The sequence below is a fragment of the Roseomonas sp. E05 genome (assembly GCF_030063475.1).
In the GTDB taxonomy this organism is placed as follows: domain Bacteria; phylum Pseudomonadota; class Alphaproteobacteria; order Acetobacterales; family Acetobacteraceae; genus Pseudoroseomonas.
This window is the reverse complement of sequence record NZ_JASIRT010000003.1, coordinates 206,920-232,841: the sequence shown is the minus strand read 5'-3', so window position 1 is coordinate 232,841 and position 25,922 is coordinate 206,920. Positions and strand designations below refer to the sequence as shown.

Genomic DNA, 25,922 nt, shown 5'->3' with positions numbered 1-25,922 from the left:
CTCGGTTCTAGCCATCCGGGCGCCCTACGCCAAGCGTAAGGGTTCCGGACCGGCCGGCGCCGGCATGGAGCGCACTCCCTTGCCGCGCCTCAGCCGGCCACCCGCACCTGGTCGCGCCCCGCATGCTTCGCCGCGTAGAGGGCGGCGTCGGCCCGGCGCAGCAGGTCCTCCAGGCGCGCCTCCCCCGCCCGTGCCAGGGCGAGGCCGAAGCTGGCGGAAAGATGCTCCGCCGGCGCGCCCGCAGGCAGGCGGATGGAGGCCAGCACCGCCCGCATGCGCTCGGCGATGTGCTCCGCCTCGGCAAAGTCGGTTTCCGGCAGGGCGATGGCGAACTCCTCGCCGCCCAGCCGGCCCAGCAGGTCCTGCCGCCGCAGCCGCGCCATGCAGCATTCCGCCACCCGCCGCAGCACCAGGTCGCCGCCCGCGTGACCGGCACCGTCGTTGATCGCCTTGAAATGGTCGAGATCGAAGGCGAGCAGCGCGAAGGGCCGCCCGGCCCCGGCGGCGCGCTGCAAGGCCGCCTGCGCCTGGGCCAGGAAGCTGCGGCGATTGGCCAGGCCGGTCAGCGCGTCGGTATCCGCCAGCCGGCGCAATTCCGCAGTGCGCTCGGCCACCCGCCGCTCCAGCAGGTGGTTCGCCTCGGCCAAGGCCAGTTCGGCTTCCCGCCGTTCGCTGACCAGGGCGAGCAGGGTCAGGATGTTCATGCCGCAGAGCACGATCAGCAGCCCGACCGACTGCATCGGGTTGTCCACCGCCTCGCCCTGGAAGGGTCCATGTCCCGCCACCGTGCCGGCCGAGGCGATGACGCAGAGCAGCGTCAGCAGCGAATAGGCGGCGCGCAGCGAGATCCGCAGCGCGATCCAGGAGAGCGGCACCGCCAGCAGGAAGACCAGTTGCGCCGAAGGCAGGCGCGGCGGCAGGTCCAGCTCGAAGACGACCAGCGCCAGCAGCGCCGTGCCGAGCCATACCGAGCCGTCCAGCAGGCGCAGGCCGGCGCCCTGCGGCGCCGAAGGAGTGCGCTCCACCCCCAGCCAGAGTGCCAGCGAGGGCGCGAAATAGAAGGTGCCGCCGGCATCGCAGAGCAGCCAGCCCGAGAAGATCCCCGGCAGCGCCTGCGGCGGTGCGTCGCCCAGCAGCCACATCGCCAGGGTGCCGCCCATCGCGGTCAGGCCGGCATGCAGCAGCACCGCGCCGGCCAGGAAGGCGATCACGCCGCCGAAGCGGGTGAACAGGCCGGTGGCGGGGCGGAAGCGCCGCGTCAGCGTGGCGCCGGCCAGCGGCCCCAGCATGTTGCCGAGCGAGATCAGCGCCGCCAGTTCCGGGCGGCTGCCGAAGGCAATGGCATTCACCAGGAAGGAGCCGGCGAAGAGGCCCGGCGCCAGCCGCCATCCTCCCAGCATCGCCGCCACTGCGGCGAGGCCGGCGGGCAGCCAGATCGGCGAGGGAAACAGGCCATAGGCGGCAAAGAAGCGCCCCACCGCGCAGCCCAGGCCGAGATAGCCCAGCATGACCGCCAGGTTCAGGCCCAGCCAGAGCCGCGCTCCGCCCGCGCGGCACCAGCCCGGGCACCAGGCGGCGTCGGGCTGCGGCCAAAGGCGCCCCAGGCGGCCCACCCGTGCAGGTGCGGGCAGCGACACAGGCACAGTCGCGGACAAGCTGCTTCTCCGGCGGCGGAAACTGCCCGCCATGCGGGCACGCGCGCATCTCACGGTTTTTTGAGCAGCAATGCAAGACAACATTGCGCGCCCCGCGCGCAGGGCCCCGTGGCGGCACCTCTCCCCTCCCTGCGCCCGGCAGGACTCGAACCCGCAACCAAGCCGTTATGAGCGGCCCGCTCTGACCATTGAGCTACAGGCGCGCCGGGAAAAGGAGACGGGCGCGATTCGTGCCCCGCCGCCTCTGCTAGACCGGGATGCCCTCAGGGGGCAAGAAAGCTGCGGATCGGTGCCTCGGCCTGCGCCATGCCCGCCACCCCTTCGAGGTGCCCCAGCCCGCCGGAGAGCGGCGCCATGGTCACCGGCCTGCCGGCGCGCTGCAGGTTTTTCACCAGGTCCTCGCTGTACTCGATGGGGAAGACGCGGTCGTTCCGGCTCGGCACCACCATCCAGCGCGCCCGGCTGCGCGCGAGGGCCGCCTCGGTGCCCGGGTATTCGTTCAGGAACAGCTGGTTGGCGCGCGCCAGATAGAGGAAGGAGTTGGCGTCGGCCTGCTTGGCGCGGGCCGACGCCGCGCTCTCCACCCATTGCTCGATGGCGAAGCGGTCCTGGATGCGACGGGCGGGGTCCTGCCCCTCCGCCGGGCGGCGGCCGAACTGCTCGGCCCAGCCGCGGTCGCGCGAATGCAGCGTGACCAGCTTCAGCGCCTCGGTCAGCCCGCGCAGCGGCGGCTCCCGGCCCTGGGCGTAGTAGTCGCCGTTGCGCCAGTTGGGGTCCATGCGGATCGGCGCGGCCCAGAGGTCCAGCCAGCCCAGCATCCAGGCATCCATCTCGCCGGTGCCGATGGCCGGCATCACCCGCTCGACCATCTCCGGATAGGCCACCGCCCACTCGATCGCCTGCAGCGAACCCATGCTCGGCCCGGCCACCAGCGCCAGCCGGCGCACCCCCAGACTGTCCAGCAGCCGCTTCTGCACCTCCACGAAATCGCGGATCGAGACGACCGGGAAGCTCATCGCCCAGGGCCGGCCGGTGGAGGGGTTCACCGAGGCGGGGCCGGTGGTGATGGTGTGCTGGTCGGCCGCGTTCAGGTTGACCATCGTGTCGGCGGCGACGACGAAGAAGCGCTCCGTGTCGATCGGCTTGCCCGGGCCGATGATGGCGTCCCACCAGCCCAAGGGCCCACCCGGCTGGAGCTGCCCGAAGGCATGGCTGTTGCCGCTGAAGAAATGCGTGATGAGCACCGCGTTGTCGCCCGCCGCATTCAGCTTGCCCGCCGTCTGGTAACCGGTGCGGACCGTCGGAATCGTGGCGCCGCCGCGCGTGGTGTAGTTCTCGAAACGGAACTCGCGCTTCTCGACGAGAGCCGGCGGCGTATCGGCCCGGGCTCCTGCCGGCAGCGCGCCAGCCAAAGTCCCGGCGAGCGCGGCGGAGAGCAGGAGGCGGCGCGTGGTCATGACCTGTCTTCCCTTCTGGCCGGGTCCGTACCGTGTCCATGCGGCCCGGCTGACGCCGCATGGTGCCCCTGGGCATGGCGGGCGGGCAAGCCCCGCCGCGCGCTCGCGTTGCCGCCGCCGCCGCCCCCTGCTAACAGCCAGCCACATTGCCCAGCCCAATGATACGGAACGGATGCCCGCCATGGACGTGACGAAGCTCTCCACCGGCAAGAACCCGCCGCATGACATCAACGTCGTGATCGAGATCCCGCAGGGAAGCTCGGTGAAGTACGAGGTGGACAAGGACAGCGGCGCCGTGGTGGTGGACCGTTTCCTGTTCACCCCGATGGCCTACCCGGCCGCCTATGGCTTCATCCCCGGCACCCTGGCGGATGACGGCGACCCCTCCGACGCGCTGGTGCTGGTGCCGACCCAGGTGGTGCCGGGCTCGGTGATCCGCGCCCGCCCGGTCGGCGTGCTGTTCATGGAGGACGAGAGCGGGCAGGACGAGAAGCTGGTCTGCGTGCCGCATGACAAGATCACCCTCGCCTTCACCGATGTGAAGGAGCTGGAGGACCTGCCGAAGATCACGCGCGACGCGATCGAGCACTTCTTCACCCGCTACAAGGACCTGGAGCCGGGCAAGTGGGTGAAGGTGAAGGGCTGGGGCAACGCCGCCCAGGCCGCCGAGATCATCCAGAAGCAGATCGCCGCGGCGAAGTGAGCCGCGCCGGGCGCCGGCGGCCCTGTGCCGCCGCGCCACGGCCCCGCACCGCAGGCTGAGGCGCCGCCTCAGCCCTGCGCCTCGGCGGTGCCTCCCTGCAGCCGACGCACCAGCCCGGACAGGGCCGCCTGCAGCCCCTCCCCCTGCCGCGCCACCGCGGCGCCCGCCTGCCGCATCCCCTCCAGCGCGGCGGCATCGGCGGCGATGCACTGGTCCACCTCTCCCATTCCCGCCGCCACCCGGCCCGAACCCGCCGCCGCGTCGGCGACGTTGCGGGCGATCTCCCGCGTCGCCTCGCCTTGCTGCGTCACCGCGGTCGCGATCGCCTCGGCGATGGTGCTGCTCTCCCCGATCGCCTCACTGACGCCGCGGATCGTCACCACCACCTGCTCGGTGGTGCGCTGCATGGCGCCGATCTGCGCGCCGATCTCCTCGGTCGCGCGGGCGGTCTGCCCCGCCAGCGCCTTCACCTCGTTGGCCACCACCGCGAAGCCGCGCCCCGCCTCGCCGGCGCGCGCCGCCTCGATCGTGGCGTTCAGCGCCAGCAGGTTGGTCTGCCCGGCGATGTCGCTGATCAGTTCCACCACGTCGCCGATGCGGCGGGCCATCTCGGCAAGGCTGCCCACCGCCTCGTCCGCCCGGACCGCCTCGGTGGTGGCGCGGCCGGCGGCGCCGGCGCTCTCGGCCACCCGCGCGGCGATGGCATTGACCGAGGCGGCCAGCGCCTCGGCGGCCTCCGCCACCGCCCGCACATTGCCGCCCGTCCGCTCTGCCTCCGCCGCGGCGGCGGAAAGCTGGCCCGTCACCTGCTGGCGGGTATGGGCCATGCCGGCGGTGGTGCGGTTGAGCCCGGCGGCGGACTCCGCCAGCGCCGCCGCGACGCCACCGAGGGAGGCCTCCACCTCCCGTGCCAGGAGCTGCTGCGCCGCCTGGCGCTGCGCCTCCGCCTGACGCCGGCCGGCCTCGCGCTCCTCCCGCATCTGCTCGGCCTCCAGCAGCGCGGTGCGGAACACGGCGACACTCTCCGCCATGCGGCCGATCTCGTCGCCCCGGCCCAGGCCCGGCACCGGGGCAGCGTGCCCGCCGGCCGCCAGCCCCTGCATCCGCGCCCCCAGCGCCGCCAGCGGGCGGGTGATGCCACGCCCGATCAGCGCCGCCAGCAGCCCCAGCACCGCCGCCACGCCGAGGGCCATGCCGCCCATGGTCAGGGCGCTGTGCCGCTGGGTGGCGCGCAGGTCGTCCACATAGACGCCGGTGCCGATCACCCATCCCCAGGGCGCGAAGCCGCGCACGAAGCTCACCTTCTCGACCGGCTGCTCGCTGTTGGGCCGGGGCCAGAGATAGGAGACGAAGCCGCTGCCCGAACGCCGCACCGTCTCGACCAGCGCCATGAACAGCGGGAAGCCGGCGGGGTCCCGCACCGCCGCCACGTTCTGCCCCTCCAGATCGGGCTTGATCGGGTGCATCACCACCCGGGGCTCCATGTCGGTGATGAAGACATACTCGGCGCCGCTGTAGCGCAGGGACCGCACGGCATGCAGCACCCGCGCCTGCGCCTCGGCCCGGGTGGTGCGGCCGGCCCGCTCCTCGGTTTCCTCCGTGGCGGCGATGGCGACGACGGATTCGACCACGGCGCGCAGGGTGGCCAGCCGCCCCTCCTCCAGCGCGGTCGTCTGCCTGTGGACGGCCTCGGCGGCGAAGCCGGCGAGCGCGGCCATGGCCAGCAGCACCATCAGCCCCAGGCGCCAGGCCAGAGGCAGGCGGCCCAGCAGGCCGGGCGGGTGCGTGGAAGGGGGGGACATGGGCGGCCTCCGAGGGTGCTTGCTGCCGGACATTCGGCGCAAGCTTCCCCGGTTCCGGTTAGCGGAGGCTTAGGAGGCGTGCCGCCGGAAGGGGGCCGGCCGCCGGCTCAGGCGAGCAGCCGCTCCGGCACCTTGAGGCCCAGGCGCACGGGCACGGGCCAGACCTCGCGCAGCGTGCGCAGCCGGACGAAGCCGGCCGCCAGGTAGTTGGGCAGCGCGCGGGGGTGGTCCGCCGTGCAGGTGTTGACCGTCACGGCACCGCAGCCGGTCGCCCAGGCCGTGTCCACCGCGGCGCGCAGGAAGGCGCGCCCCAGCCCATGCCCGACGGCATGCGGCAGCAGCCCGAAATAGGCGATATTGGCCGTGCCGAGGCCCGGGCGCCGCTCCAGCTCGAAGAAGCCGGCCGGCGCGCCGTCCAGGTACAGCACGTGGATGGAGACATGCGGGTCGCCCAGGATGGCGGCGATCTCGGCGTCGGGCGCGGCGCGGCGCAGCCACCAGACATACTCCCCGCCCACCGTGTTGTAGAGATAGCGGTAGAAGGGCACCGTGCAGCGCGCCACCCGCTCCATCCGCGCGCCGGCCGGCAGGGCCGGCCCGGGCTCCGCCGGCGGCGCGCTCATCCGCAGGAACGTGACCTCCACCGCCACCCGGATGACCGGCTCCACCGCCGCGAGCGCCATCTCAGTTGTCCAAAAACGAGCGCAGCTTGCGCGAACGGCTGGGGTGCTTGAGCTTGCGCAGCGCCTTCGCCTCGATCTGGCGGATGCGCTCGCGCGTCACGTTGAACTGCTGCCCGACCTCCTCCAGCGTATGGTCGGTGTTCATGCCGATGCCGAAGCGCATGCGCAGCACGCGCTCCTCGCGCGGGGTCAGGCTGGCCAGCACCCGCGTGGTCGCCTCGCGCAGGTTGGTCTGGATGGCCGCGTCCAGCGGGATGATGGCGTTCTTGTCCTCGATGAAGTCGCCGAGGTGGCTGTCCTCCTCGTCGCCGATCGGCGTCTCCAGCGAGATCGGCTCCTTGGCGATCTTCAGGACCTTGCGCACCTTCTCGAGCGGCATGCCGAGCTTTTCGGCCAGCTCCTCCGGCTGCGGCTCGCGGCCGATCTCGTGCAGCATCTGGCGCGAGGTGCGCACCAGCTTGTTGATCGTCTCGATCATGTGCACGGGGATGCGGATGGTCCGGGCCTGATCGGCGATCGAGCGGGTGATGGCCTGCCGGATCCACCAGGTGGCGTAGGTCGAGAACTTGTAGCCGCGGCGGTACTCGAACTTATCGACCGCCTTCATCAGGCCGATATTGCCCTCCTGGATCAGGTCCAGGAACTGCAGGCCGCGGTTGGTGTACTTCTTGGCGATGGAGATCACGAGGCGCAGATTGGCCTCGATCATCTCCTTCTTCGCCTGGGTCATGTCGCGCTCACCGCGGCTGACCGTGCTGTAGACCCGCTTGAACTCGTCCACCGGCAGGCCGGTGACGGCGGCGGTGTTGCCGATCTGGGTGCGGATCGCCTCCACCTCGGCCCGGCTGCGCTCGATGAAGTTCTTCCAGGGCTTGCCCGGCAGGGTGTTGATCCGCTCGAACCAGGCCGGGTCGATCTCGGCGCCACGCCAGTGCTGCAGGAAGTCCTCGCGCTTGACGCGGCTGGCCTCGGCCAGCCGCAGGACCTGCCCCTCGAAGGCGGTGATGCGGCGGTTCAGCCCCTTGAGCTGGTCCACCAGCTCCTCGATGCGGTTGTTGTGCAGATGCACCTTCTGCACCAGCCCCACCAGTTCCTGGCGCTGCCGCTCGTAATTCTGCTCGCTGCGCTCGGCGAAGTCCTCGCCGGCGGTATAGGCGTCCATCCGCTTCTGCTGCAGCTTCTGCAGCCTGCCGTAGAGCTCCTCGATGGCCTCGAAATTGGCCAGGACGTCCGGCTTGAGCTTCTCTTCCAGCGCGGAGAGGGAAAGCCCCATCCCCTCACCCTCCTCGCCCTCCTCGAACTCCTCGGTCTCCGGCGTGGGGGGGACCTCGGGGTTCTCGGCGGCGGCGGTGGCCTCCAGATCGATCACGTCGCGCAGCAGCATGCGGCCTTCCTTGACCGCCTCGTGCCAGTTCAGGATCGCCTGGAAGGTCAGCGGGCTCTCGCAGAGCCCGCCGATCATCATGTCCCGCCCGGCCTCGATGCGCTTGGCGATGGCGATCTCGCCCTCGCGCGAGAGCAGCTCGACGCTGCCCATCTCGCGCAGGTACATGCGGACCGGGTCGTCGGTGCGGCCGAGGCTCTCCTCGTCCACATTGCCGCCGCTTTCCTCGTCCTCCTCCTCCTCGGCGCCCTCGGCCTTGGTGGCGGCCTTGGCGCCCTCGGGATCCTCGGTCTCCTCCGCCTCCACCACGTTGATGCCGAGGTCATTCAGCATCGCCATGGTGTCCTCGATCAGTTCGGAGGAAACCTGCTCGGAGGGAAGTGCCTGGTTCAGCTCATCATAGGTGACGTAGCCGCGCTCCTTGCCGCGGGCGACCAGCTTCTTGACCGCCGCCGAGAGGGTATCGAGGAGCGCTCCCTCCACCGCCTCGTCGCGGTTCTCGACCGTGTCGGTGCCGTTCGCGACCTTGCTCGCCATGCCGATCCGCTCCGTCTGACGCTGTCCGGCCCGCCATTCTGGCCGGGGTGCCTCGCCCTGGTCCCACGGCCCTCGCACAAGGGCCGAAATGCCGCGCCCGCATTGCACGCCATACATGGGGGCCATAACGCCCCGCCCCCCGCCAGCACAAGAGCGCGGCGGCATTCGGCGAGGTTGCCCGCTCAGGCCTCCTCGCCCGGCCCGTCCTCCTCCATGCCGCCGCGGCGCTGAGTCGCAAGCAGCTCGTTCAGGCGGATGACGCGGGTCTGCGCCATGGGGTCATTGGTTGCTTCCCAATCCCGCAGCGCGGCCTGCCGCTCGGCCAGCAGGGCCGCCTCGCCCCGCAGCCCGGCATAGAAATGCCACCAGCTTTCCGCGACCAGCTTGGGCAGGGCCGTGGCAGCGGCGGCGGCCGGCGGAGCCCGGGTGAACCGGCGCGCCCAGTCCAATCCTTCCGGCTCCGTCTCCTTCAGGTGGGCGAGCAGTTCGGCGGCTTCAAGCCGCGCCGCACCCGCCTGCCAGGCGACGAGCCGCTGCCGTAGCCGGATGGCCACACCATCGGGAAGATCGAGCTGCATCAATGCCTCCTCCACCTCCGGCAGGAGCCAGGGATGCGCGATCAGGACCGCCAGCAGGCAGCGGGCCTGCTCCTGCCGTACCTCGGCCGGGTCGATCCCGGGGCGCGGCAGGTCGAGCGCCGGGGGGCCCGGCCGGCCGCGCCCGCCCCCGAACCGTTCCCCCCGCCCGCGCGGCGCAAAGGCGGGGGCCTGGCGGCGGCTGCCGGCGAAGAAGCGGTCGAGCAGCAGGCGGCGGTACTCGGCGCCCAGGATCTTGTCCGGGATGCTGTCGGCGGCGGCGATCATGCGATGGCGCAGCATGGCCCGCGCCTCCGGCGAGGCGCCGGGCGACTGCGCCGCCAGCATCTCGTAGAGCACCTCGGAAAGCGGGCGGGCGGCCTCCAGAACCGCCTTGAAGGCCCCCGGCCCGCCGCGCGCCACCAGCGTGTCCGGGTCCTCCCCGGCAGGCAGGGTGGCGAAGCGCAGCGAATGCTCCGGCGTCAGCAGCGGCAGCGCCAGCTCGGCCGCGCGAGCGGCGGCACGCGCGCCTGCCGCGTCGCCGTCGAAGCACAGCACGGGCTGCGGAGACAGGCGCCACAATTCGGCAAGCTGCTCCTCCGTCAGGGCGGTGCCGAGCGGGGCCACCGCGCCGCCGAAGCCCGCCTGATGCAGGGCGATGACATCCATGTAGCCCTCGACCACCACCACCGGCGCGCCGCGGAAGGCCGCCTCCCGCGCCAGGTCCAGGCCGTAGAGATTGCGGCGCTTGGAGAACAGCTCCGTCTCCGGGCCGTTCACGTATTTCGGCTGGCCGTCACCCAGGACGCGGCCGCCGAAGGAGATGATCCGCCCGCGCCGGTCGCGGATCGGGAACATGACCCGGTTGAAGAACAGGTCGGCCGGCGGGGCGTCGCCCTCCCCCGCCCGCATCAGCCCGCCCTCGATGAGCTGACGGGGTTCGATGCCCTGCGGCTTCAGGTCGGCCGCGAGCACGCCGCGCCCGCCGCCGGACCAGCCCAGCCCGAACTTCTGGATGGTCTCCTCGGACAGGCCGCGCCGCAGCAGGTAGTCCAGCCCGGCGCGCCCCTCGGGCAGGCGGAGGCGGCGCTGGAAGGCGTCGGCGGCGGCCTCCAGCACGCCATGGAGGTCGCGCGCCTTGGCCTCGCGCTTCGCCTGCTGCGGGCTGGGCTTCGGCACCTCCAGCCCGGCCTCGGCGGCCAGCCGCTCCACCGCCTCGGGAAAGCTGGCGCCCTGGGTCTGCATGACGAAGGCGATGGCATCGCCATGCGCGCCGCAGCCGAAGCAGTGGTAGTGGTCATCATAGACGTAGAAGGACGGCGTCTTCTCCCCATGGAAGGGGCAGCAGCCCCGCCATTGGCGGCCGGCGCGCGTCAGCTTCGTGGCCCGCCCGATCAACGGCGCCAGCGGCGTGCGGAGGCGGAGCTCCTCAAGGAAATTCGGCGGCAGCGACATCGGGGGCCTTCGGGACCAGCCGGAAGCTTAGCGCTCCGGCGCGAGAAAGGCTGGGGGAATGAATTCCCCCAGACCCCCTTCTTCTTTCTTCGGGTTTTCGCGCCCGCGGGCAGCCAGGGCAGCGCCTGAACTGACAGAAAGAAGATGGGGGGCTCGGGGGGAATTCATTCCCCCCGACCTTTTCCCTCAACCGTTCAGCGCCGCCTTCACCAGCGGGCCGGCCTTGGCCATATCCATCGTGGCGGCATATTTGGCGCGCAGCGCAGCCATCACCTTGCCCATGTCCTTCATCGAGGCGGCACCGGTCTCCGCCACCGCCTCGGCCACGGCGGCCTGCATCGCCGCGTCATCCATCTGCTGCGGCAGGAAGCCCTCGATCACCGCGATCTCGGCCTCCTCCTTCTCCGCCAGCTCGGCCCGGCCGCCCTGGCGATAGAGGTCGGCGCTCTCGCGGCGGCTCTTCACCATGCCGCGCAGCATGGCGACGATCTGCTCCTCCGGCACCTGCTCCACCCCGCTCGGGCGGGCGGCGATATCGGTGTCCTTCAGCTTGGCCATGATCATGCGGATGGTGGAGGTGCGAGCGGCATCCCTCGCCAGCATCGAGGCCTTCAGGTCCTCCGTGAAGCGGCTGCGCAGGCTCATCGGCCTTCTCCTTTTCGGCACCCCGCCCAGATAAGACTGCGGGCAGGCAGGTCGGCAGGTATAAACCGCGTCCCCGCCCCGAGAGCCAGAGGCGACCTCTGGGAAAAGATTTCCCAGACACGCAGATGCCTGTTGAACTGGGAAGAGAATTCCCAGATAAGCCGCATCATGCGGTCCGTGGAAGACATCATCGCCCTGATGGGCGGCCCCGAAGCCGTCGCGACGCGCTGCGGCGTCGGCACCGAGGCGGTGCGCAAGTGGCGCCAGGCGCGCGCCATCCCCGCCAAGCACTGGCCGGCGATCATCGCCGCCACCGGACTTTCCCTCGCCGAACTGGCCCCCGGCGCGCCCTCCGCTTCCACCCTGCCCCCCATCCCCATCCCGGAGACGAGCATGCCCGCCGCGAACACCCCGCACGCTGCCGACCAGCCCCCCGCCGGCGCCACCGCCGCCCTGGTGCTGGCCGATGGCTCGGTGTTCTGGGGCGTCGGCTTCGGCGCCCATACCACCACGGTGGGCGAGGTCTGCTTCAACACCGGCATGACCGGCTACCAGGAAACGCTGACCGACCCCTCCTATGCCGGGCAGATCATCACCTTCACCTTCCCGCATATCGGCAATGTCGGCGCCAATGCGGAGGACGTGGAGAGCATCACCCCCGCCGCCCGCGGCCTGGTGGTGAAGCAGGACCTCACCGATCCCGCCAACTGGCGCGCCACCCGCCACCTCGACGACTGGCTGAAGAGCCACGGCATCCCCGGCATCGCCGGCGTGGACACCCGCGCCCTCACCGCCCGCATCCGTGACACCGGCGCCCCGACCGGCGTGCTGGCCTTCCCCGTCGAAGGCCGCTTCGACATGGCCACGCTGAAGGCGCAGGCCGCCGGATGGCCGGGGCTGGAGGGCATGGACCTCGCCAGGGAAGTCTCCTGCCGGCAGGCCTACCAGTGGGAGGAGGGCCTCTGGCACTGGGGCCAGGGCTATGAGAAGGCGCCCGCCCGCAAGCACAAGGTGGTGGCCATCGACTACGGCGCCAAGCGCAACATCCTGCGCTGCCTGGCCGATGCCGGCTGCGCCGTGACCGTGCTGCCCGCCACCGCCACCGCCGAGGACATCCTCTCCCACGACCCGGATGGCGTCTTTCTCTCCAACGGCCCCGGCGACCCGGCGGCGACCGGCGAATACGCGGTGCCCGCCATCCAGGGCGTGCTGCAATCCGGCAAGCCGGTCTTCGGCATCTGCCTCGGGCACCAGTTGCTGGCGCTCGCTCTCGGCGGCAGGACCTTCAAGCTGGACCGCGGCCACCGCGGCGCCAACCAGCCAGTGAAGGACCTGGCCACCGGCCGCGTCGAGATCACCAGCCAGAACCATGGCTTCGCGGTGGACGACAAGTCCCTGCCCGCGAATGTCCAGGTGACGCATATCTCGCTGTTCGACGGCTCGAACGAGGGCATCGCCGCCACCGATCGTCCGGCCTTCTCCGTGCAGTACCACCCGGAGGCCAGCCCCGGCCCTTCGGATAGTCACTATCTCTTCCACCGCTTCGTCGAGATGATCGAGAAGCACAAGGCGGCCTGACCTTTCGCGGGCCGCCGCAGAGAGGAGCGAAACGATGGCGGGAAGCTTCGACCTGTCCGGCCGCGTGGCCGTGGTCACCGGCGGCAATGGCGGCATCGGCCTGGGCATGGCGCGCGGCCTCGCCGCGGCCGGCGCCTGGGTGGCGGTGGTCGGCCGCAATGCCGCGAAGAACAAGGCCGCGGTCGCCGAGCTGGGCGAGGATGCCTTCGCCATCCAGGCCGACCTCGCCGAACCGGGCGCGGCCGACCGGGTGATCGCCCAGGTGATCGAACAGGCCGGCGGCATGGACATCCTGGTCAACAATGCCGGCACCAACATCCGTCGCCTGCCGCAGGACGTCACGGACGAGGAGTGGATGGCCGTCATGGACGCCAACCTCACCAGCGCCATGCGGATGAGCCGCGCCGCCTATCCGCACCTCAAGGCCAGCGGGCATGGGCGCGTGATCTGCACGGGCTCGATGATGTCCCTCTTCGCCCTGCCGCTCTCCCCTGCCTATGGCGCCAGCAAGGGCGGCATCGTGCAGTACACGCGCAGCCTCGCGGTGGCCTGGGGGCCGGACGGCATCACGGCGAACGCCATCCTCCCCGGCTGGATCGAGACCGAGCTGACCGACGGCGCCCGCCGCGACATCCCCGACCTCTATGACCGCGTCGTGGCGCGCACGCCGCAGAAGCGCTGGGGCACACCCGGCGACTTCGCCGGCCTCGTCGCCTTCCTGGCCAGCGACGCCAGCGCCTTCATCACCGGCACCGCCATCCCCGTGGATGGCGGCCTCTCGGTCCACGGCTGATCCCGGCCCCCGCGCCGGCTCTACTCCTTACGCAGACAGGGTCCCCCGATGCCGAAGCGTACTGACATCAAGTCCATCCTCATCATCGGGGCCGGCCCCATCGTCATCGGGCAGGCCTGCGAGTTCGACTATTCCGGCGCGCAGGCCTGCAAGGCGCTGCGGGCGGAGGGCTACCGGGTCATCCTGGTGAACTCCAACCCCGCCACCATCATGACCGACCCCGGCCTGGCGGACGCCACCTATATCGAGCCGATCACGGTCGAGATGGTCGAGAAGATCATCGCCAAGGAGCGGCCGGACGCGCTGCTGCCCACCATGGGCGGCCAGACCGCGCTGAACACCGCCCTCAAGCTCGCCGAGGCCGGCGTGCTGGCGAAGTACGGCTGCGAGCTGATCGGCGCCAAGGCCGAGGTCATCGACAAGGCCGAGGACCGGCTGAAGTTCCGCGATGCCATGACCAAGATCGGCATCGAGAGCCCGAAGAGCGCCATCGCCCACACCATGGAGGAGGCGCGCGCCGGGCTGGAGCTGGTGAAGCTGCCCTGCGTCATCCGCCCCTCCTTCACGCTCGGCGGCACCGGCGGCGGCATCGCCTACAACCGCGAGGAGTTCGAGCAGATCGTCTCCGCCGGGCTCAGCGCCTCGATGACCAACGAGGTGCTGATCGAGGAATCCGTGCTGGGCTGGAAGGAGTTCGAGATGGAGGTGGTCCGCGACAAGGCGGACAACTGCATCATCGTCTGCTCCATCGAGAACCTCGACCCGATGGGCGTGCATACCGGGGATTCCGTGACCGTCGCGCCGGCGCTGACGCTGACCGACAAGGAATACCAGCGCATGCGCGACGCCTCGATCGCCTGCCTGCGCGAGATCGGCGTCGATACCGGTGGCTCCAACGTGCAGTTCGGCGTCAACCCCGCCGATGGCCGCATGGTGGTCATCGAGATGAACCCGCGCGTCTCCCGCTCCTCCGCGCTGGCCTCCAAGGCGACCGGCTTCCCGATCGCCAAGATCGCCGCCAAGCTCGCCGTCGGCTACACGCTCGACGAGCTGAAGAACGACATCACCATGGTCACGCCGGCCAGCTTCGAGCCGACGATCGACTATGTCGTGGTGAAGATCCCGCGCTTCACCTTCGAGAAATTCCCGGGCACGCCCGCGACGCTGACCACCTCCATGAAGTCGGTCGGCGAGGCGATGGCCATCGGTCGCTCCTTCAACGAGGCGCTGCAGAAGGGCCTGCGCTCGCTGGAGACCGGGCTTTCCGGCCTGGACGACATCACTCCGCCAGGCGATGGCTCGCGCGAGGCGCATATCGCCTCCCTGGCCACCCCGAAGCCGGACCGCGTGCTGGTGGTGGCGCAGGCGCTGCGCGCCGGCCTCAGCGTGGAGGAGATCCACGAGGCCTGCCGCTTCGAGCCCTGGTTCCTGCGCGAGATCGAGAAGCTCGTGCGCGCCGAGAACGCGGTGCGCGAGGCCGGCCTGCCGCAGGACGCCACCGCCTTCCGCCGCCTGAAGGCGATGGGCTTCTCCGACAAGCGCCTCGGCGCGCTGGTCGGGCAGAGCGAGGCGGAGGTGCTGAAGCACCGCCTGGCGCTGGGCGTGATGCCGGTCTTCAAGCGCATCGACACCTGCGCCGCCGAATTCGCCTCCGACACGCCCTACATGTACTCGACCTATGAGGGCGGCTTCGGCACCCCGGTCTGCGAGTCCCGGCCGACCGACGCGAAGAAGATCGTCATCCTCGGCGGCGGGCCGAACCGCATCGGCCAGGGCATCGAGTTCGACTATTGCTGCGTCCACGCGGCCTATGCGCTGAAGGAGGCCGGGTTCGAGACCATCATGGTCAACTGCAACCCGGAAACCGTCTCCACCGACTACGACACCTCCGACCGGCTCTACTTCGAGCCGCTGACCGCCGAGGACGTGGTGAACCTGATCCGCAAGGAGCAGGAGAAGGGCGAGGTGCTGGGCTGCATCGTGCAGTATGGCGGGCAGACGCCGCTGAAGCTCTCCCAGGCGCTGGACAAGGCCGGCATCCCCATTCTCGGCACCAGCGCCGAGGCGATCGACATCGCCGAGGACCGCGAGCGCTTCCAGCAGCTGCTGAAGGGCCTCGGCCTGAAGCAGCCGCAGAACGGCACGGCGCGCGACCTGGATGAGGCGGTGGCCGAGGCCGAGCGCATCGGCTACCCCGTGGTGGTGCGCCCCTCCTACGTGCTCGGCGGCCGCGCCATGGAGATCGCCTGGAACCGCGAGCAGCTCCTGCGCTTCGGCCAGGAGGCGGTGAAGGTCTCGGGCGAGAACCCGATCCTGATCGACCAGTACCTGCAGGACGCCATCGAGGTGGACGTGGACTGCATCGCCGACGAGGCGGGCGAGGTCTATGTCGCCGGCGTCATGGAGCATATCGAGGAGGCCGGCATCCATTCCGGCGACAGCGCCTGCTCCCTGCCGCCCTACTCGCTCTCGCCCGCCATCATCACCGAGCTGAAGGGCGAGACGGAGGCGATGGCCAGAGCCCTCAAGGTGAAGGGCCTGATGAACGTGCAGTACGCGGTGAAGGACGGCGAGATCTTCGTCCTCGAAGTCAATCCGCGCGCCTCGCGCACGGTGCCCTTCGTCGCCAAGGCGACCGGCGTGCCGGTGGCCAAGATCGGCGCCCGCGTCATGGCCGGCGCGAAGCTCGCCGAGTTCGACCTCGATGACGCGGCGATCAGCCGCCACGTCGCGGTGAAGGAGGCGGTCTTCCCCTTCAACCGCTTCCCCGGCGTGGACGTGCTGCTCGGCCCGGAGATGAAGTCCACCGGCGAGGTGATGGGGCTCGATGCCAGCTTCGAGCGCGCCTTCGCCAAGAGCCAGCTCGGCGCCGGCGTGAAGCTGCCCTCCACGGGAACGGCCTTCGTCTCGGTCAAGGACAGCGACAAGAAGGCCGCCGTCTCGGTGGCGCGCCGCCTCACGGATCTCGGCTTCCAGGTGCTGGCGACGCGCGGCACGGCAGCCGTGCTGCGCGAGGCCGGGCTCAACGTCTCGGTGGTGAACAAGGTGATGGAGGGGCGCCCACATTGCGTGGATGCAATCCGCAACGGCGAGATCCAGCTCGTCATCAACACCACGGGCACCGGCCAGGCGGTGGCGGACAGTTTCGACATCCGCCGCGGGGCGCTCACCCATGGCGTGCCGCACTACACGACCATGGCCGGCGCCCGCGCCGCGGCCCATGCGATTGCGGCGCTGAAGGCCGGAACCCTTGATGTGGCGCCGCTGCAGGCTTATTTTTCCCCTTCATTCTGAGGGCGGGCGGGTCCGGTCATGGACCGTGGCCACGCCCGCTCCTTGTCCCCGCCAAAGGCCCCGTGAAAGGGTGCCAAGCAACCGCCGGGTTTTCCGCCCGGCGGTTGATGCCGCGTATGAAGGAAGGAACTGCCGTGCAGAAGTTCCCGATGACCGCCGAAGGCCTGGCCCGGCTCGAAGAGGAATTGCGGCAACTGAAGTCGGAGGAGCGCCCGGCCGTGATCCGCGCGATCGCCGAGGCCCGGGCACATGGGGACCTGTCCGAGAACGCCGAGTACCACGCGGCCCGCGAACGCCAGTCCTTCATCGAGGGCCGGATCGCCGAGCTGGAGGGCATCATTCCCTCCGTCGAGGTGATCGACGTCTCGAAGCTGTCGGGCGACCAGGTGCGCTTCGGCGCCACCGTCACCGTGATCGACGAGGAGACGGAGGAGGAGAAGACCTACCGCATCGTCGGCGCGCATGAGGCGGACACCAAGAACGGCTCGATCTCCATCTCCTCCCCGCTGGCCAAGGCGCTGCTCGGCAAGAAGCTTGGCGACTCCGTCGAGGTGCCGGCGCCGGGCGGCGCCCGCGCCTACGAGATCGCCAAGGTCCGCTTCGTCTGACCATGGCCAGCCCCAGCCTCTCGGGCCTGGTGACCGAGTTGCCGGTGTTGCCGGCCATCACCCTGGCCGACGTGCGGGAGGCGGCCGCGCGCATCCGGGGCGCGGTGCTGCGCACGCCGACCGTGCCGGCGCCCGTCATCGGCCGCGCCGCCGGCTGCGAGGTCTGGCTGAAGCTGGACAACCTCCAGGCGACCGGCGCCTTCAAGGAGCGCGGCGCCGCCAACCGCCTGGCGATGCTGACCCCGCGCGAGAAGGCCACCGGCGTCATCGCCATGTCGGCCGGGAATCACGCCCAGGCGGTCGCCCGCCATGCCAGCCTGCTCGGCATCAGGGCCACCATCGTCATGCCGCGCTTCACGCCGGCCACGAAGGTGGTCCGCACCGAGAGCTGGGGCGCCAATGTGGTGCTGCACGGCGAGACGCTGGCCGAGGCGGCCGCCCATGCCCATGCCCTGGCCCTGCGCGAGGGGCTGACCTTCATCCACCCCTATGACGACCCCGGCGTGATGGCCGGCCAGGGCACCATGGCGATCGAGATGATCGAGGACGCCCCGGGGCTGGACACGCTGATCTTCCCCGTCGGCGGTGGCGGGCTGCTGGCCGGCTGTGCCGCGGCCGCGCTGGAGCTGAACCCCTCCCTCACCGTCTATGGCGTCGAGGTGGAGGGCTACCCGGCGATGGCGCAGCGCCTCGCCGGGCGCCCCGTGGCGGTCGGCGGGCCGACCATCGCCGAGGGCATCGCCGTGCGCGACGTCGGCGAGGCGCCCTATGCCCTGTTGAAGCGCCTGGGCATCGAGGTGCTGGTGGTGCCGGAGCGCGCGGTGGAGCAGGGCGTCGCCCTGCTGGCCGAGGGGGCGAAGGTGGTGGCCGAGGGCGCCGGCGCCGCCGGCGTGGCGGCGCTGCTGGCGCATCCCGCCCGCTTCGCCGGCAGGAAGGTCGGCACCCCGGTCTGCGGCGGCAATATCGACGCACGCGCCCTCTCCAACGTGCTGCTGCGCCAGCTCCTCAGGGACGGGCGCATCCTGCGGCTGCATTTCGACATCCCCGACCGGCCCGGCGTGCTGGCCGACATTTCGAAGCGCATCTCGGATGCGGGCGGCAATGTCATCGAGGTGAAGCACCAGCAGCTCTTCGGGGCGCCCACGGTGCAGTCCACCGAGCTGGAGCTGATGATCGAGGTGCGGGATGCCGCCCAGGGCAATGCCATCATCGCCGCGCTGGAGGCCGCCAGCTACGCCGTCCGGCGCGGCTGAGCCGCCGCCAGGCCATCCCTGGGCCACCCTCACCGAGGCGTGGCCGGGGGCCGCCGCCGCGGCGCCGCTTTTTCCGTTCCCTAGAGCGGCACTCCCGGCACATCCTTGGCGGTATGGATGGTTTGCAATGTGGTGACCCGCCCGACATTGGGCGCGGCGGTCAGGCGGTTGGTCAGCGCATTCTCATGCGCGGTGTCGCGCGCCACCAGCCGCAGCAGGAAGTCGCCGCCGCCGCGGATCATGTGGCACTCGCGGACCTCCGGCCAGGTCGTCACGTCCTGCTCGAAGGCGGAGAGCACCGCATGCTTCTGGCTCTCCAGCCCGACCAGGGCGAAGAAGGTGATCTCCCAGCCCAGCGCCACCGGATCGATATCGGCATGGTAGCCGCGGATGATGCCGCCCTCCTCCAGCCGCCGCACCCGGCGCAGGCAGGGTGGCGCCGAGAGATCGACACGGCGGGCGAGCTCCACATTCGTCATGCGCCCGTCGGCCTGCAACTCCGCGAGGATCTGGCGGTCTACCGTATCGAGATGGTCAACAGTTTCAGGCTTCATCGGAACCGTTTCGTTGCTCATGCGGCGCTTCAGGCGCAATATCCTTGCACGAGCGCCCATGTTCAAGGCATCGGCTTGCGGGGATAGCCCATCTTTCCGATATCCTCCGCATCCAGAGCGTTTTCAGGACCAGAACCTTGCCCGAACTGCACCGCACCCGCCTTCTGATCCTCGGTGCCGGCCCCGCCGGGTACACGGCGGCGATCTATGCCGCCCGCGCCGGCCTTTCCCCTCTCGTGGTCGCCGGCATGCAGCCGGGCGGGCAGCTCACCATCACCACCGAGGTCGAGAATTTTCCCGGCTTCGCCCAGCCCGTCCAGGGCCCCTGGCTGATGGAGCAGATGCGCGAGCAGGCGGAGCATGTCGGCGTCCGCATCCAGCATGACCTGATCACGGCGGTGGACCTCTCCCAGCGGCCCTTCCGCTGCACCGGCGACTCGGGCGACACCTACGAGGCCGAGGCGCTGGTCATCGCCACCGGCGCCCAGGCCAAGTGGCTGGGCATCCCGGGCGAGAAGGAGCTGTCCGGTTTCGGCGTCTCCGCCTGTGCCACCTGCGACGGCTTCTTCTTCCGCGGCAGGGACGTCGCGGTGATCGGCGGCGGCAATTCGGCGGTGGAGGAGGCGCTCTATCTCGCCAACCTCGCGAAGTCCGTGACGCTGATCCACCGGCGCGACACGCTGCGCGCCGAGCGCATCCTGCAGCAGCGCCTTTTCGCCAAGCCGAACGTTACCGTTTTGTGGGATACGGTGACAGAGGAAGTGCTGGCCGAGACCGGCGGCCACGCCCCGGTCGCCCGCGGCCTGCGGCTGCGCAACGCCAGGACGGGCGAGTCGCGCGAGATGGCGGTGGATGGCGTCTTCGTCGCCATCGGCCACGCACCGGCCACGGCGCTGTTCAAGGGACAGCTGGAGATGGATGGGGAGGGCTACCTGGTGACGGCACCGGATTCGACACGGACCAGCCTGGAGGGCGTCTTCGCCGCCGGCGATGTGCAGGACCGGATCTATCGTCAGGCGGTGACCGCCGCCGGCACCGGCTGCATGGCGGCGCTGGAGGCGGAGAAGTTCCTGGCGCTCCGCGAGGATGACGCCCAGGCGCAGGCCGCCTGATCGCCATGCCGCTCGATTGGGACAAGCTGCGGGTCTTCCATGCCGTCGCCGAGGCGGGAAGCTTCACCCATGCCGGCGAGTCGCTCAACCTCAGCCAGTCGGCCGTCTCCCGGCAGATCCAGGCGCTGGAGGAGGCCCTGCAGGTGCCGCTCTTCCACCGCCATGCCCGCGGGCTGATCCTGACCGAGCAGGGCGAGACGCTGAACCGGACGGTGCGGGAGGTCTTCGCCAAGCTGGCGATGACCGAGGCGCTGCTGACCGAGAGCCGCGAGCGCGCCGCCGGCCGCCTGAAGGTCACCACCACCACCGGCTTCGGCGCCACCTGGCTGGCGCCGCGGCTGAACCGCTTCATGTCGCTGCACCCCGAAGTGACGGTCACGCTGCTGCTGGATGACGCCGAACTGGACCTCGCCATGCGCGAGGCGGACGTCGCCATCCGCATGCACGCGCCGAAGCAGCCGGACCTGATCCAGCGCCATGTGGCGACCTTCGGCTGGAAGATCGTCGGCTCGCCGGAATACCTGAAGAAGGCCGGCATGCCGCAGCGCGCCGAGGACCTCGATGCCCACCGGCTGATCATCTACGGCGACTACCGGCCGCCGGTGGAGAGCATCAACTGGCTGGTCGAGGCCGGCCGCCGGCCGGGCAGCCCGCGCCGGGCGGCGGTGGAGGTGAACAGCCTGCCCGCCATGCTGCAGGCCGTACGCTCCGGCCTCGGCCTCGCCGCCCTGCCCGACTACATGGGCGATGACCTGCGCGACCTGATCCCCGTCCTGACCGACCTGAAGGCGCCACGGATCGATGCCTACTTCGTCTATCCCGAGGAGATGCGGCATTCGAAGCGGGTGGGCGTGTTCCGCGACTTCCTGGTTTCGGAACTGGCCGCGCTGAACAGCTAGGAGGCAGGCGGCGGGACCGGAACGCCACCCTCCGCCGACACTGAAGTTTCACCATGCGAGAAATGCATGGCCGCTGGTCGATATTGATGGAAGGCGCATAACCCAGCGGCGGTTAAGATGTGTTCATCCGACGATTTGGTCGGAAAGGGTCTCTGACCCTTCGTCTCCCAGACGTGAAGCCTCCCTGTATCACTTGGCCGCCACCCTCACGGGTCGGCGGCTTTCTTTTTGCCCAGAACCCTTTCCGCCGAGGCTGTTTGACTCCCGGATACCGGAATACGCCCTGAGCGTTGTCCCCTCATTGGCGGAGATGCCTGTCATCTTGCCGGCGGCCCGGATGGTTCATGGGGTTTCTGGCGCGGGAGAACGCTGCTCCAGAGCACACGGAACTGCTCCGAGGGGCCGGAAGCTTGGTCAGCCCTGTGCCTGCGGGAAGATACCCATAGGCCGCGGGGCTTCTCAGTGAGGACAGCCTCCATGAACAGCCGAACATCCCTGGCGGCTTTCAGCGCTATGGCTCTCGCCCTTGCCGCATGCACCACATGGGAGAAGCCGGGGGCCAGCGCGGATGACCGGGCTGCGGCTCTCAGGCAGTGTGAGGCAGTCGGCCGCCAGATTCCTCCGGACTGGCAGAGCTACATAGAGCGCCCGGGCCATTGGGAGCCTACGCGCACCGAGTGCGATCGTGATGGGCGGCGGTGCCGGACCTATGGCGGAGGCTTTCAGCAGCCGGTGTATCGAACCCGCGACGCGGCCGCTCCTTTGAGAGACTCGGTTATCGACACGTGCATGCGGGATCAGGGCTGGACGAAGAAGGAAGGGCTTTGAGGCTCCCGGGGTGAGAACCCCAGTGGAATCGCCGGAATACGTACCAGGCCGGTGGCTGCGGCTTGAGGCTTCGGAGCTTTTTTTGCCCTTCCCGGAGGTGGGGGAGCCCGCTTCCACTGGCGGTGCTAGGCTTCAACCTCTCTTCCCCTACCCGCCGGAGAATGCCCGATGGAGGATCTGCTGCCAAAGGCCGAACAGCTTGGCGCCCTGCTCAAGGCGCGGGGCGAGACCATCGCGGTCTCCGAGTCCTCCTCCGGCGGGCTGCTGTCGGCGGCCCTCCTGGCCGTGCCGGGTGCCAGCGCCTATTTCCGCGGCGGCGCCGTGGTCTACACGCCGCAGGCGCGCGCCGCCCTGCTGGGTATCGGTGACCCGCAGATGCGCGGCCTGCGCTCCGCCTCCGAACCCTATGCCAGCCTGCTGGCCGAGACGGTGCGCTCCCGGCTCGCCACCACCTGGGGCCTGGCCGAGACGGGCGCCGCGGGCCCGACCGGCAACCGCTATGGCGATGCCGCCGGCCATAGCTGCCTCGCCGTCAGCGGTCCGGTGAGCCAGGTCCGCACGCTTGAGACCGGCCGCGCCGGGCGCGCCGCCAATATGCGGGCCTTCGCCCATGCGGCGCTGGACCTGCTCGCCGAGGCCATTGCCGCCGCGCCCGCCGTCCCGCCGCGCGCCTGATCAGTGCAGGGCTTTCTGTACCGCGGGGCTTTCTGTACAGGGCGCATGCCACCCATGCGCACCGGGAGGTGCGGTTGCGCCCCTCATGAGGCGGGAGCAATACTCGCCGCCCGTTACACGGCAGAGATGACACAGCCATGAGCCAGGCGGCGCTGACTCCCGATCGTGGCCCAAAGGCCACCACGCCGCCCGAGGCGACGGCCCAGAGCGGCGCAGGGGAGACGGCCTTCGCCGTGCTGCTCTCGCTCAGCTTCTGCCACCTGCTGAACGACATGATCCAGTCGCTGGTGCCGGCGCTGTATCCGATCCTGAAGCAGAACTACGCGCTGGATTTCGGGCAGATCGGGCTGATCACCCTCGCCTTCCAGTGCACGGCCTCGCTGCTGCAGCCGCTGGTCGGCCTCTATACCGATCGCCGCCCGATGCCCTACTCGCTGCCGGTCGGCATGGCCTCGACGCTGGTCGGCCTGCTGGTGCTCTCCCAGGCCGGGAGCTATGGCGTGATCCTGCTGGCGGCGGCGCTGATCGGCGTCGGCTCCTCGGTCTTCCACCCGGAATCCTCGCGCGTCGCGCGGCTGGCCTCGGGCGGGCGCTACGGGCTGGCGCAGTCGCTCTTCCAGGTGGGCGGCAATTTCGGCCAGGCGATCGGGCCGCTGCTGGCGGCCTTCATTGTCGCGCCGCGCGGCCAGGGCAGCCTGGTGTGGTTCTCGGCCGCCGCGCTGCTCGGCATGGTCCTGCTGGTCCGCGTCGGCGGCTGGTATGCCCGCAACCGCATCGCCGGCGCCTCCCGCGGCCGCGCCGCCGGGGCGGGCGCCGTCACGCTGCCGCGCGGGCGGGTGCTGTTCGCCGTCGCCGTGCTGGTGGCGCTGCTCTTCTCCAAGAACGTCTACACGGCCAGCCTCAGCTCCTACTACACCTTCTACCTCATCCAGCGCTTCGGCGTGTCGGTGCAGGCGGCGCAGATCTATCTCTTCGTCTTCCTGGCCTCGCTGGTGGTGGGTCTGGTGCTGGGCGGGCTGGTGAGCGACCGCGTGGGGCGCCTGCCGGTGATCTGGTTCTCCATCCTGGGCGTGCTGCCCTTCACCCTGGCCCTGCCCTATGTCGGCCTGACCACGACGGTGATCCTGACCATCGTGATCGGGCTGATCATCTCCTCCGCCTTTCCCGCCATCCTGGTCTATGCGCAGCAGCTCATGCCGGGGAAGGTCGGGCTGGTGGCCGGGCTGTTCTTCGGCCTTTCCTTCGGCCTGGGCGGGCTCGGCGCGGCGGCGCTGGGCCAGATGGCGGACTGGGCGGGCATCGACACCGTCTACCGCATCTGCTCCTTCCTGCCGCTGCTCGGCGTGCTGACCGCCTTCCTGCCGAACATCGAGCGCGCCACCCGCTGAGGCGCGCCGCCGCGGGGCCTCAGCGGCCCCGCACCTCGGCCAGGTGGTCGAAGCGGTGGACGTAGCTGCCCAGGCCCTGGGTCTGCGACCGCAGCTCGATGATGAGCTCCGACAGCTCCGCCTCCGGCATCAGGGCCTGCACCTCGTCCCACCCCTCCCATCCCGGCTTGGCGGCGAAGCCCAGGATCTGCCCTCGCCGCCCTGTCAGCAGGCGCTGGGCGGCCGCCGTGAACTCGGCCGGCACGCTGACCGTCACCTCATGCAACGGCTCCAGCAGCACCGGCTCGGCCTTGGCCAGCCCCTCCTGCATCGCCATGCGGGTGGCGGTGGCGAAGGCCATGTCGCTGCTGTCCACGCTGTGGAAGCCGCCATCGAGCAGCGTCACGGCGATATCCACCACCGCATGGCCGAGCGGCCCCTTGCGGGTCGCCTCCTGCGCCGCCTCGGCCACGGCGGGGATGAAGCGCCTCGGCACCGCGCCGCCCACCACCTTCTCGTCGAAATGGAAACCCGCCCCGCGCGGGCGCGGCACGATCTGCAGCTTCACATCCGCGAACTGCCCATGCCCGCCGGTCTGCCGCTTCAGCCGCGCGCTCTGCACCACGGCGTGCCGGATGGTCTCGCGGAAGGGCACCGGCGCGCGGGCGGTGCGCAGCTTCACCCCGGCGGCCGCCGTCAGCCGCTCCAGCGCCGTCCGCAGGTGGATCTCGCCCTGGCCCGACAGCAGCGTCACGCCGCTTTCCGCGTCCTGGCTGACCGTCAGCGCCGGGTCCTCCTCGCTCAGGCGCTGCAGCGCGGTGGAGAGCCGCACCTCGTCCTTGCGGTCCTCCGGCGTGATGGCGAGCGCATGGACCGGCGGCGGCGGTGCGGGAAAGGGCAGTTCCGGCCCGCCCAGCGTCGCGCCGGTGCGGACCCCCTCCAGCCGCCCGATGGCCACCAGGTCGCCCGCACCGGCCTGGGGCGTCTTCTGCGCCTCGCCGCCGGGGAAGCGGTGGATGGCGCCGCAGCGCAGGCCGTCCAGCATCGCGGCCTCCCGCAAGGTGCCGCGCCAGAGCCGCACCGAGGAAAGCCGCCCGGCATGGCCGGCCTGCTGGGTGCGGAAGACCTGGACCAGCGGATCGCCCTCCGCCGCGATGCCGCGGCGCGCGGCGGTCTCCGCGGCGGCGGGAACGTCGTGGCGCAGCGCCTTCCAGAGCCGCTGGATGCCGTTGTTGCGCTCCGCCGCGCCGATCAGCACGCCGACCACGGCGCCGCTCGCCTCGCCGCTGTGCAGCGGCCTGTAGATCTCGGCCGGCTCGACCGCTGCGTCCTCCAGCACCTTCTCCAGCAGCGTGTCGTCATGGTCGGCCAGCACTTCGAGCAGCGCGCCGCGCGCCTCCGCCTCGCGCAGCCGCATGCCCTCCGGCAGGGCGATGCGCTCGGAGGGCTCGCCCCGCCGGTAGCGGTAGGCGCGGCCGCTGACCACATCGACATAGCCGACGACGCTCTCCCCCTCGCGGATCGGCACCTGCCGCAGCACCAGGCGCCGTCGGCTCTGCGCCTGCAGGGCGGCGAGGGTGTCGCGCACCGTCCCGGTCAGCGTGTCGAGCTTGTTGATGAAGAGCAGCGCCGGCATTTCCGCCTGCTCCAGCCGCCGGAACAGCGGGCCCAGGGCCATCGCCCGCTCTGGCGCGGGGTCACAGACCACCAGGGCGAGGTCGGCCACTGCCAGGGCGCAATCCGTGTCATGGGCGAACTCGACCGAGCCCGGGCAGTCAAGCAGCGCCCAGGGCTCGTCCTGCCAGGTGGCGTGGCCGAGCCGCATCTCGGCGCCCAGGCCGCGCGCGGCGGAGCGCCGGGGCGGCGTGCCGGCGGCGGCCAGCAGCGCCTCGAACAGGGTGGACTTGCCGCTCCCCTGCGGGCCGACCAGCGCCACGGAGCGGGGCGGCGCCTGGCCGGGTTCGTTGCCGTGGAGTTGCGTCATGACAGCACGCCTCCTGGAGTTCCCCCATCCCCTTAGCGTATAGGCGCCGCTTCAGTTTCGATTTCGTTTCAATTCTGCCGG

General features: G+C 70.7%; 19 protein-coding genes and 1 tRNA gene. 10 read left to right on the top strand and 10 right to left on the bottom strand.

All coding sequences use genetic code 11. The features are described 5' to 3' along the window. Window positions 1–89 precede the first annotated feature (89 nt). The 3 genes from QMO56_RS05335 to QMO56_RS05325 form a co-directional block, all read right to left on the bottom strand. Window positions 90–1,655, bottom strand: a complete 1,566-nt coding sequence (locus tag QMO56_RS05335; protein WP_283524000.1) for a diguanylate cyclase — start codon at window positions 1,653–1,655, stop codon at window positions 90–92. 130 nt (window positions 1,656–1,785) lie between these two features. Beyond that, a tRNA-Ile gene (locus QMO56_RS05330) sits at window positions 1,786–1,858 on the bottom strand. Between the two features lie 60 nt (window positions 1,859–1,918). Further along, window positions 1,919–3,112 (bottom strand): homoserine O-acetyltransferase, encoded by a 1,194-nt coding sequence (locus tag QMO56_RS05325; protein ID WP_283523999.1) that lies wholly within the window; start codon window positions 3,110–3,112, stop codon window positions 1,919–1,921. 181 nt (window positions 3,113–3,293) lie between these two features. On the opposite strand from QMO56_RS05325, the gene ppa reads away from it, so the two are divergent. Further along, complete coding sequence (gene ppa, locus QMO56_RS05320; RefSeq protein ID WP_283523998.1) at window positions 3,294–3,815, top strand: inorganic diphosphatase; 522 nt, start codon at window positions 3,294–3,296, stop codon at window positions 3,813–3,815. 68 nt (window positions 3,816–3,883) lie between these two features. Here ppa and QMO56_RS05315 read toward each other — a convergent pair whose 3' ends face one another. The 5 genes from QMO56_RS05315 to QMO56_RS05295 all read right to left on the bottom strand — a co-directional run bounded on the left by QMO56_RS05315 (window position 3,884) and on the right by QMO56_RS05295 (window position 10,896). Next, the gene (locus QMO56_RS05315) at window positions 3,884–5,617 is read right to left on the bottom strand and encodes a methyl-accepting chemotaxis protein (protein WP_283523997.1); all 1,734 of its coding nucleotides are present in this window, start codon (window positions 5,615–5,617) and stop codon (window positions 3,884–3,886) included. A gap of 107 nt (window positions 5,618–5,724) precedes the next feature. Next, window positions 5,725–6,300, bottom strand: coding sequence for an N-acetyltransferase (locus QMO56_RS05310; protein ID WP_283523996.1), 576 nt, complete (start codon window positions 6,298–6,300; stop codon window positions 5,725–5,727). A gap of 1 nt (window position 6,301) precedes the next feature. Continuing rightward, the gene (rpoD, locus tag QMO56_RS05305) at window positions 6,302–8,221 is read right to left on the bottom strand and encodes an RNA polymerase sigma factor RpoD (protein WP_283523995.1); all 1,920 of its coding nucleotides are present in this window, start codon (window positions 8,219–8,221) and stop codon (window positions 6,302–6,304) included. A gap of 182 nt (window positions 8,222–8,403) precedes the next feature. Then, window positions 8,404–10,251, bottom strand: a complete 1,848-nt coding sequence (dnaG, locus tag QMO56_RS05300; RefSeq protein ID WP_283523994.1) for a DNA primase — start codon at window positions 10,249–10,251, stop codon at window positions 8,404–8,406. Window positions 10,252–10,437: 186 nt separating this feature from the next. After that, a complete protein-coding gene (locus QMO56_RS05295) occupies window positions 10,438–10,896 on the bottom strand; it encodes a GatB/YqeY domain-containing protein (RefSeq protein ID WP_283523993.1) in 459 nt (152 codons plus the stop codon). A 168-nt stretch (window positions 10,897–11,064) separates the two neighbouring features. On the opposite strand from QMO56_RS05295, the gene carA reads away from it, so the two are divergent. The 5 genes from carA to QMO56_RS05270 all read left to right on the top strand — a co-directional run bounded on the left by carA (window position 11,065) and on the right by QMO56_RS05270 (window position 18,422). Next, window positions 11,065–12,474 carry a glutamine-hydrolyzing carbamoyl-phosphate synthase small subunit gene (gene carA / locus QMO56_RS05290; protein WP_408906506.1) on the top strand — a complete coding sequence of 470 codons (1,410 nt, stop codon included), beginning with the start codon at window positions 11,065–11,067 and terminating at the stop codon, window positions 12,472–12,474. A 34-nt stretch (window positions 12,475–12,508) separates the two neighbouring features. Further along, on the top strand, window positions 12,509–13,267 hold the full coding sequence (locus QMO56_RS05285) for an SDR family NAD(P)-dependent oxidoreductase (RefSeq protein ID WP_283523992.1): 759 nt from the start codon (window positions 12,509–12,511) through the stop codon (window positions 13,265–13,267). A 48-nt stretch (window positions 13,268–13,315) separates the two neighbouring features. Next, complete coding sequence (gene carB, locus QMO56_RS05280; RefSeq protein ID WP_283523991.1) at window positions 13,316–16,561, top strand: carbamoyl-phosphate synthase large subunit; 3,246 nt, start codon at window positions 13,316–13,318, stop codon at window positions 16,559–16,561. 134 nt (window positions 16,562–16,695) lie between these two features. Next, the gene (greA, locus tag QMO56_RS05275) at window positions 16,696–17,169 is read left to right on the top strand and encodes a transcription elongation factor GreA (RefSeq protein ID WP_283523990.1); all 474 of its coding nucleotides are present in this window, start codon (window positions 16,696–16,698) and stop codon (window positions 17,167–17,169) included. Window positions 17,170–17,171: 2 nt separating this feature from the next. Further along, window positions 17,172–18,422 carry a threonine ammonia-lyase gene (locus tag QMO56_RS05270; RefSeq protein WP_283523989.1) on the top strand — a complete coding sequence of 417 codons (1,251 nt, stop codon included), beginning with the start codon at window positions 17,172–17,174 and terminating at the stop codon, window positions 18,420–18,422. An 80-nt stretch (window positions 18,423–18,502) separates the two neighbouring features. On the opposite strand, the gene QMO56_RS05265 is transcribed toward QMO56_RS05270, so the two are convergent. Next, window positions 18,503–18,997, bottom strand: coding sequence for an Lrp/AsnC family transcriptional regulator (locus QMO56_RS05265; RefSeq protein ID WP_235913591.1), 495 nt, complete (start codon window positions 18,995–18,997; stop codon window positions 18,503–18,505). Between the two features lie 116 nt (window positions 18,998–19,113). On the opposite strand from QMO56_RS05265, the gene trxB reads away from it, so the two are divergent. From trxB to QMO56_RS05245, 4 genes are all read left to right on the top strand, one after another. After that, the gene (gene trxB, locus QMO56_RS05260) at window positions 19,114–20,088 is read left to right on the top strand and encodes a thioredoxin-disulfide reductase (protein WP_283523988.1); all 975 of its coding nucleotides are present in this window, start codon (window positions 19,114–19,116) and stop codon (window positions 20,086–20,088) included. A gap of 5 nt (window positions 20,089–20,093) precedes the next feature. Further along, complete coding sequence (locus QMO56_RS05255; RefSeq protein WP_283523987.1) at window positions 20,094–20,987, top strand: LysR family transcriptional regulator; 894 nt, start codon at window positions 20,094–20,096, stop codon at window positions 20,985–20,987. A 996-nt stretch (window positions 20,988–21,983) separates the two neighbouring features. After that, the gene (locus tag QMO56_RS05250) at window positions 21,984–22,490 is read left to right on the top strand and encodes a CinA family protein (protein ID WP_283523986.1); all 507 of its coding nucleotides are present in this window, start codon (window positions 21,984–21,986) and stop codon (window positions 22,488–22,490) included. Between the two features lie 137 nt (window positions 22,491–22,627). Further along, a complete protein-coding gene (locus tag QMO56_RS05245) occupies window positions 22,628–23,878 on the top strand; it encodes an MFS transporter (RefSeq protein WP_283523985.1) in 1,251 nt (416 codons plus the stop codon). A gap of 19 nt (window positions 23,879–23,897) precedes the next feature. On the opposite strand, the gene QMO56_RS05240 is transcribed toward QMO56_RS05245, so the two are convergent. Further along, the gene (locus QMO56_RS05240; RefSeq protein WP_283523984.1) at window positions 23,898–25,841 is read right to left on the bottom strand and encodes an elongation factor G; all 1,944 of its coding nucleotides are present in this window, start codon (window positions 25,839–25,841) and stop codon (window positions 23,898–23,900) included. Window positions 25,842–25,922: the final 81 nt, after the last annotated feature.

What these genes read in the sequence shown, in the direction of transcription:
- QMO56_RS05325 (WP_283523999.1), bottom strand. Translation starts at nt 3,112, where the DNA reads ATGACCACGCGCCGCCTCCTGCTCTCCGCCGCGCTCGCCGGGACTTTG.
- ppa (WP_283523998.1), top strand. Translation starts at nt 3,294, where the DNA reads ATGGACGTGACGAAGCTCTCCACCGGCAAGAACCCGCCGCATGACATC.
- QMO56_RS05315 (WP_283523997.1), bottom strand. Translation starts at nt 5,617, where the DNA reads ATGTCCCCCCCTTCCACGCACCCGCCCGGCCTGCTGGGCCGCCTGCCT.
- QMO56_RS05310 (WP_283523996.1), bottom strand. Translation starts at nt 6,300, where the DNA reads ATGGCGCTCGCGGCGGTGGAGCCGGTCATCCGGGTGGCGGTGGAGGTC.
- rpoD (WP_283523995.1), bottom strand. Translation starts at nt 8,221, where the DNA reads ATGGCGAGCAAGGTCGCGAACGGCACCGACACGGTCGAGAACCGCGAC.
- dnaG (WP_283523994.1), bottom strand. Translation starts at nt 10,251, where the DNA reads ATGTCGCTGCCGCCGAATTTCCTTGAGGAGCTCCGCCTCCGCACGCCG.
- QMO56_RS05295 (WP_283523993.1), bottom strand. Translation starts at nt 10,896, where the DNA reads ATGAGCCTGCGCAGCCGCTTCACGGAGGACCTGAAGGCCTCGATGCTG.
- carA (WP_408906506.1), top strand. Translation starts at nt 11,065, where the DNA reads ATGCGGTCCGTGGAAGACATCATCGCCCTGATGGGCGGCCCCGAAGCC.
- QMO56_RS05285 (WP_283523992.1), top strand. Translation starts at nt 12,509, where the DNA reads ATGGCGGGAAGCTTCGACCTGTCCGGCCGCGTGGCCGTGGTCACCGGC.
- carB (WP_283523991.1), top strand. Translation starts at nt 13,316, where the DNA reads ATGCCGAAGCGTACTGACATCAAGTCCATCCTCATCATCGGGGCCGGC.
- QMO56_RS05270 (WP_283523989.1), top strand. Translation starts at nt 17,172, where the DNA reads ATGGCCAGCCCCAGCCTCTCGGGCCTGGTGACCGAGTTGCCGGTGTTG.
- QMO56_RS05265 (WP_235913591.1), bottom strand. Translation starts at nt 18,997, where the DNA reads ATGAGCAACGAAACGGTTCCGATGAAGCCTGAAACTGTTGACCATCTC.
- QMO56_RS05255 (WP_283523987.1), top strand. Translation starts at nt 20,094, where the DNA reads ATGCCGCTCGATTGGGACAAGCTGCGGGTCTTCCATGCCGTCGCCGAG.
- QMO56_RS05250 (WP_283523986.1), top strand. Translation starts at nt 21,984, where the DNA reads ATGGAGGATCTGCTGCCAAAGGCCGAACAGCTTGGCGCCCTGCTCAAG.
- QMO56_RS05245 (WP_283523985.1), top strand. Translation starts at nt 22,628, where the DNA reads ATGAGCCAGGCGGCGCTGACTCCCGATCGTGGCCCAAAGGCCACCACG.
- QMO56_RS05240 (WP_283523984.1), bottom strand. Translation starts at nt 25,841, where the DNA reads ATGACGCAACTCCACGGCAACGAACCCGGCCAGGCGCCGCCCCGCTCC.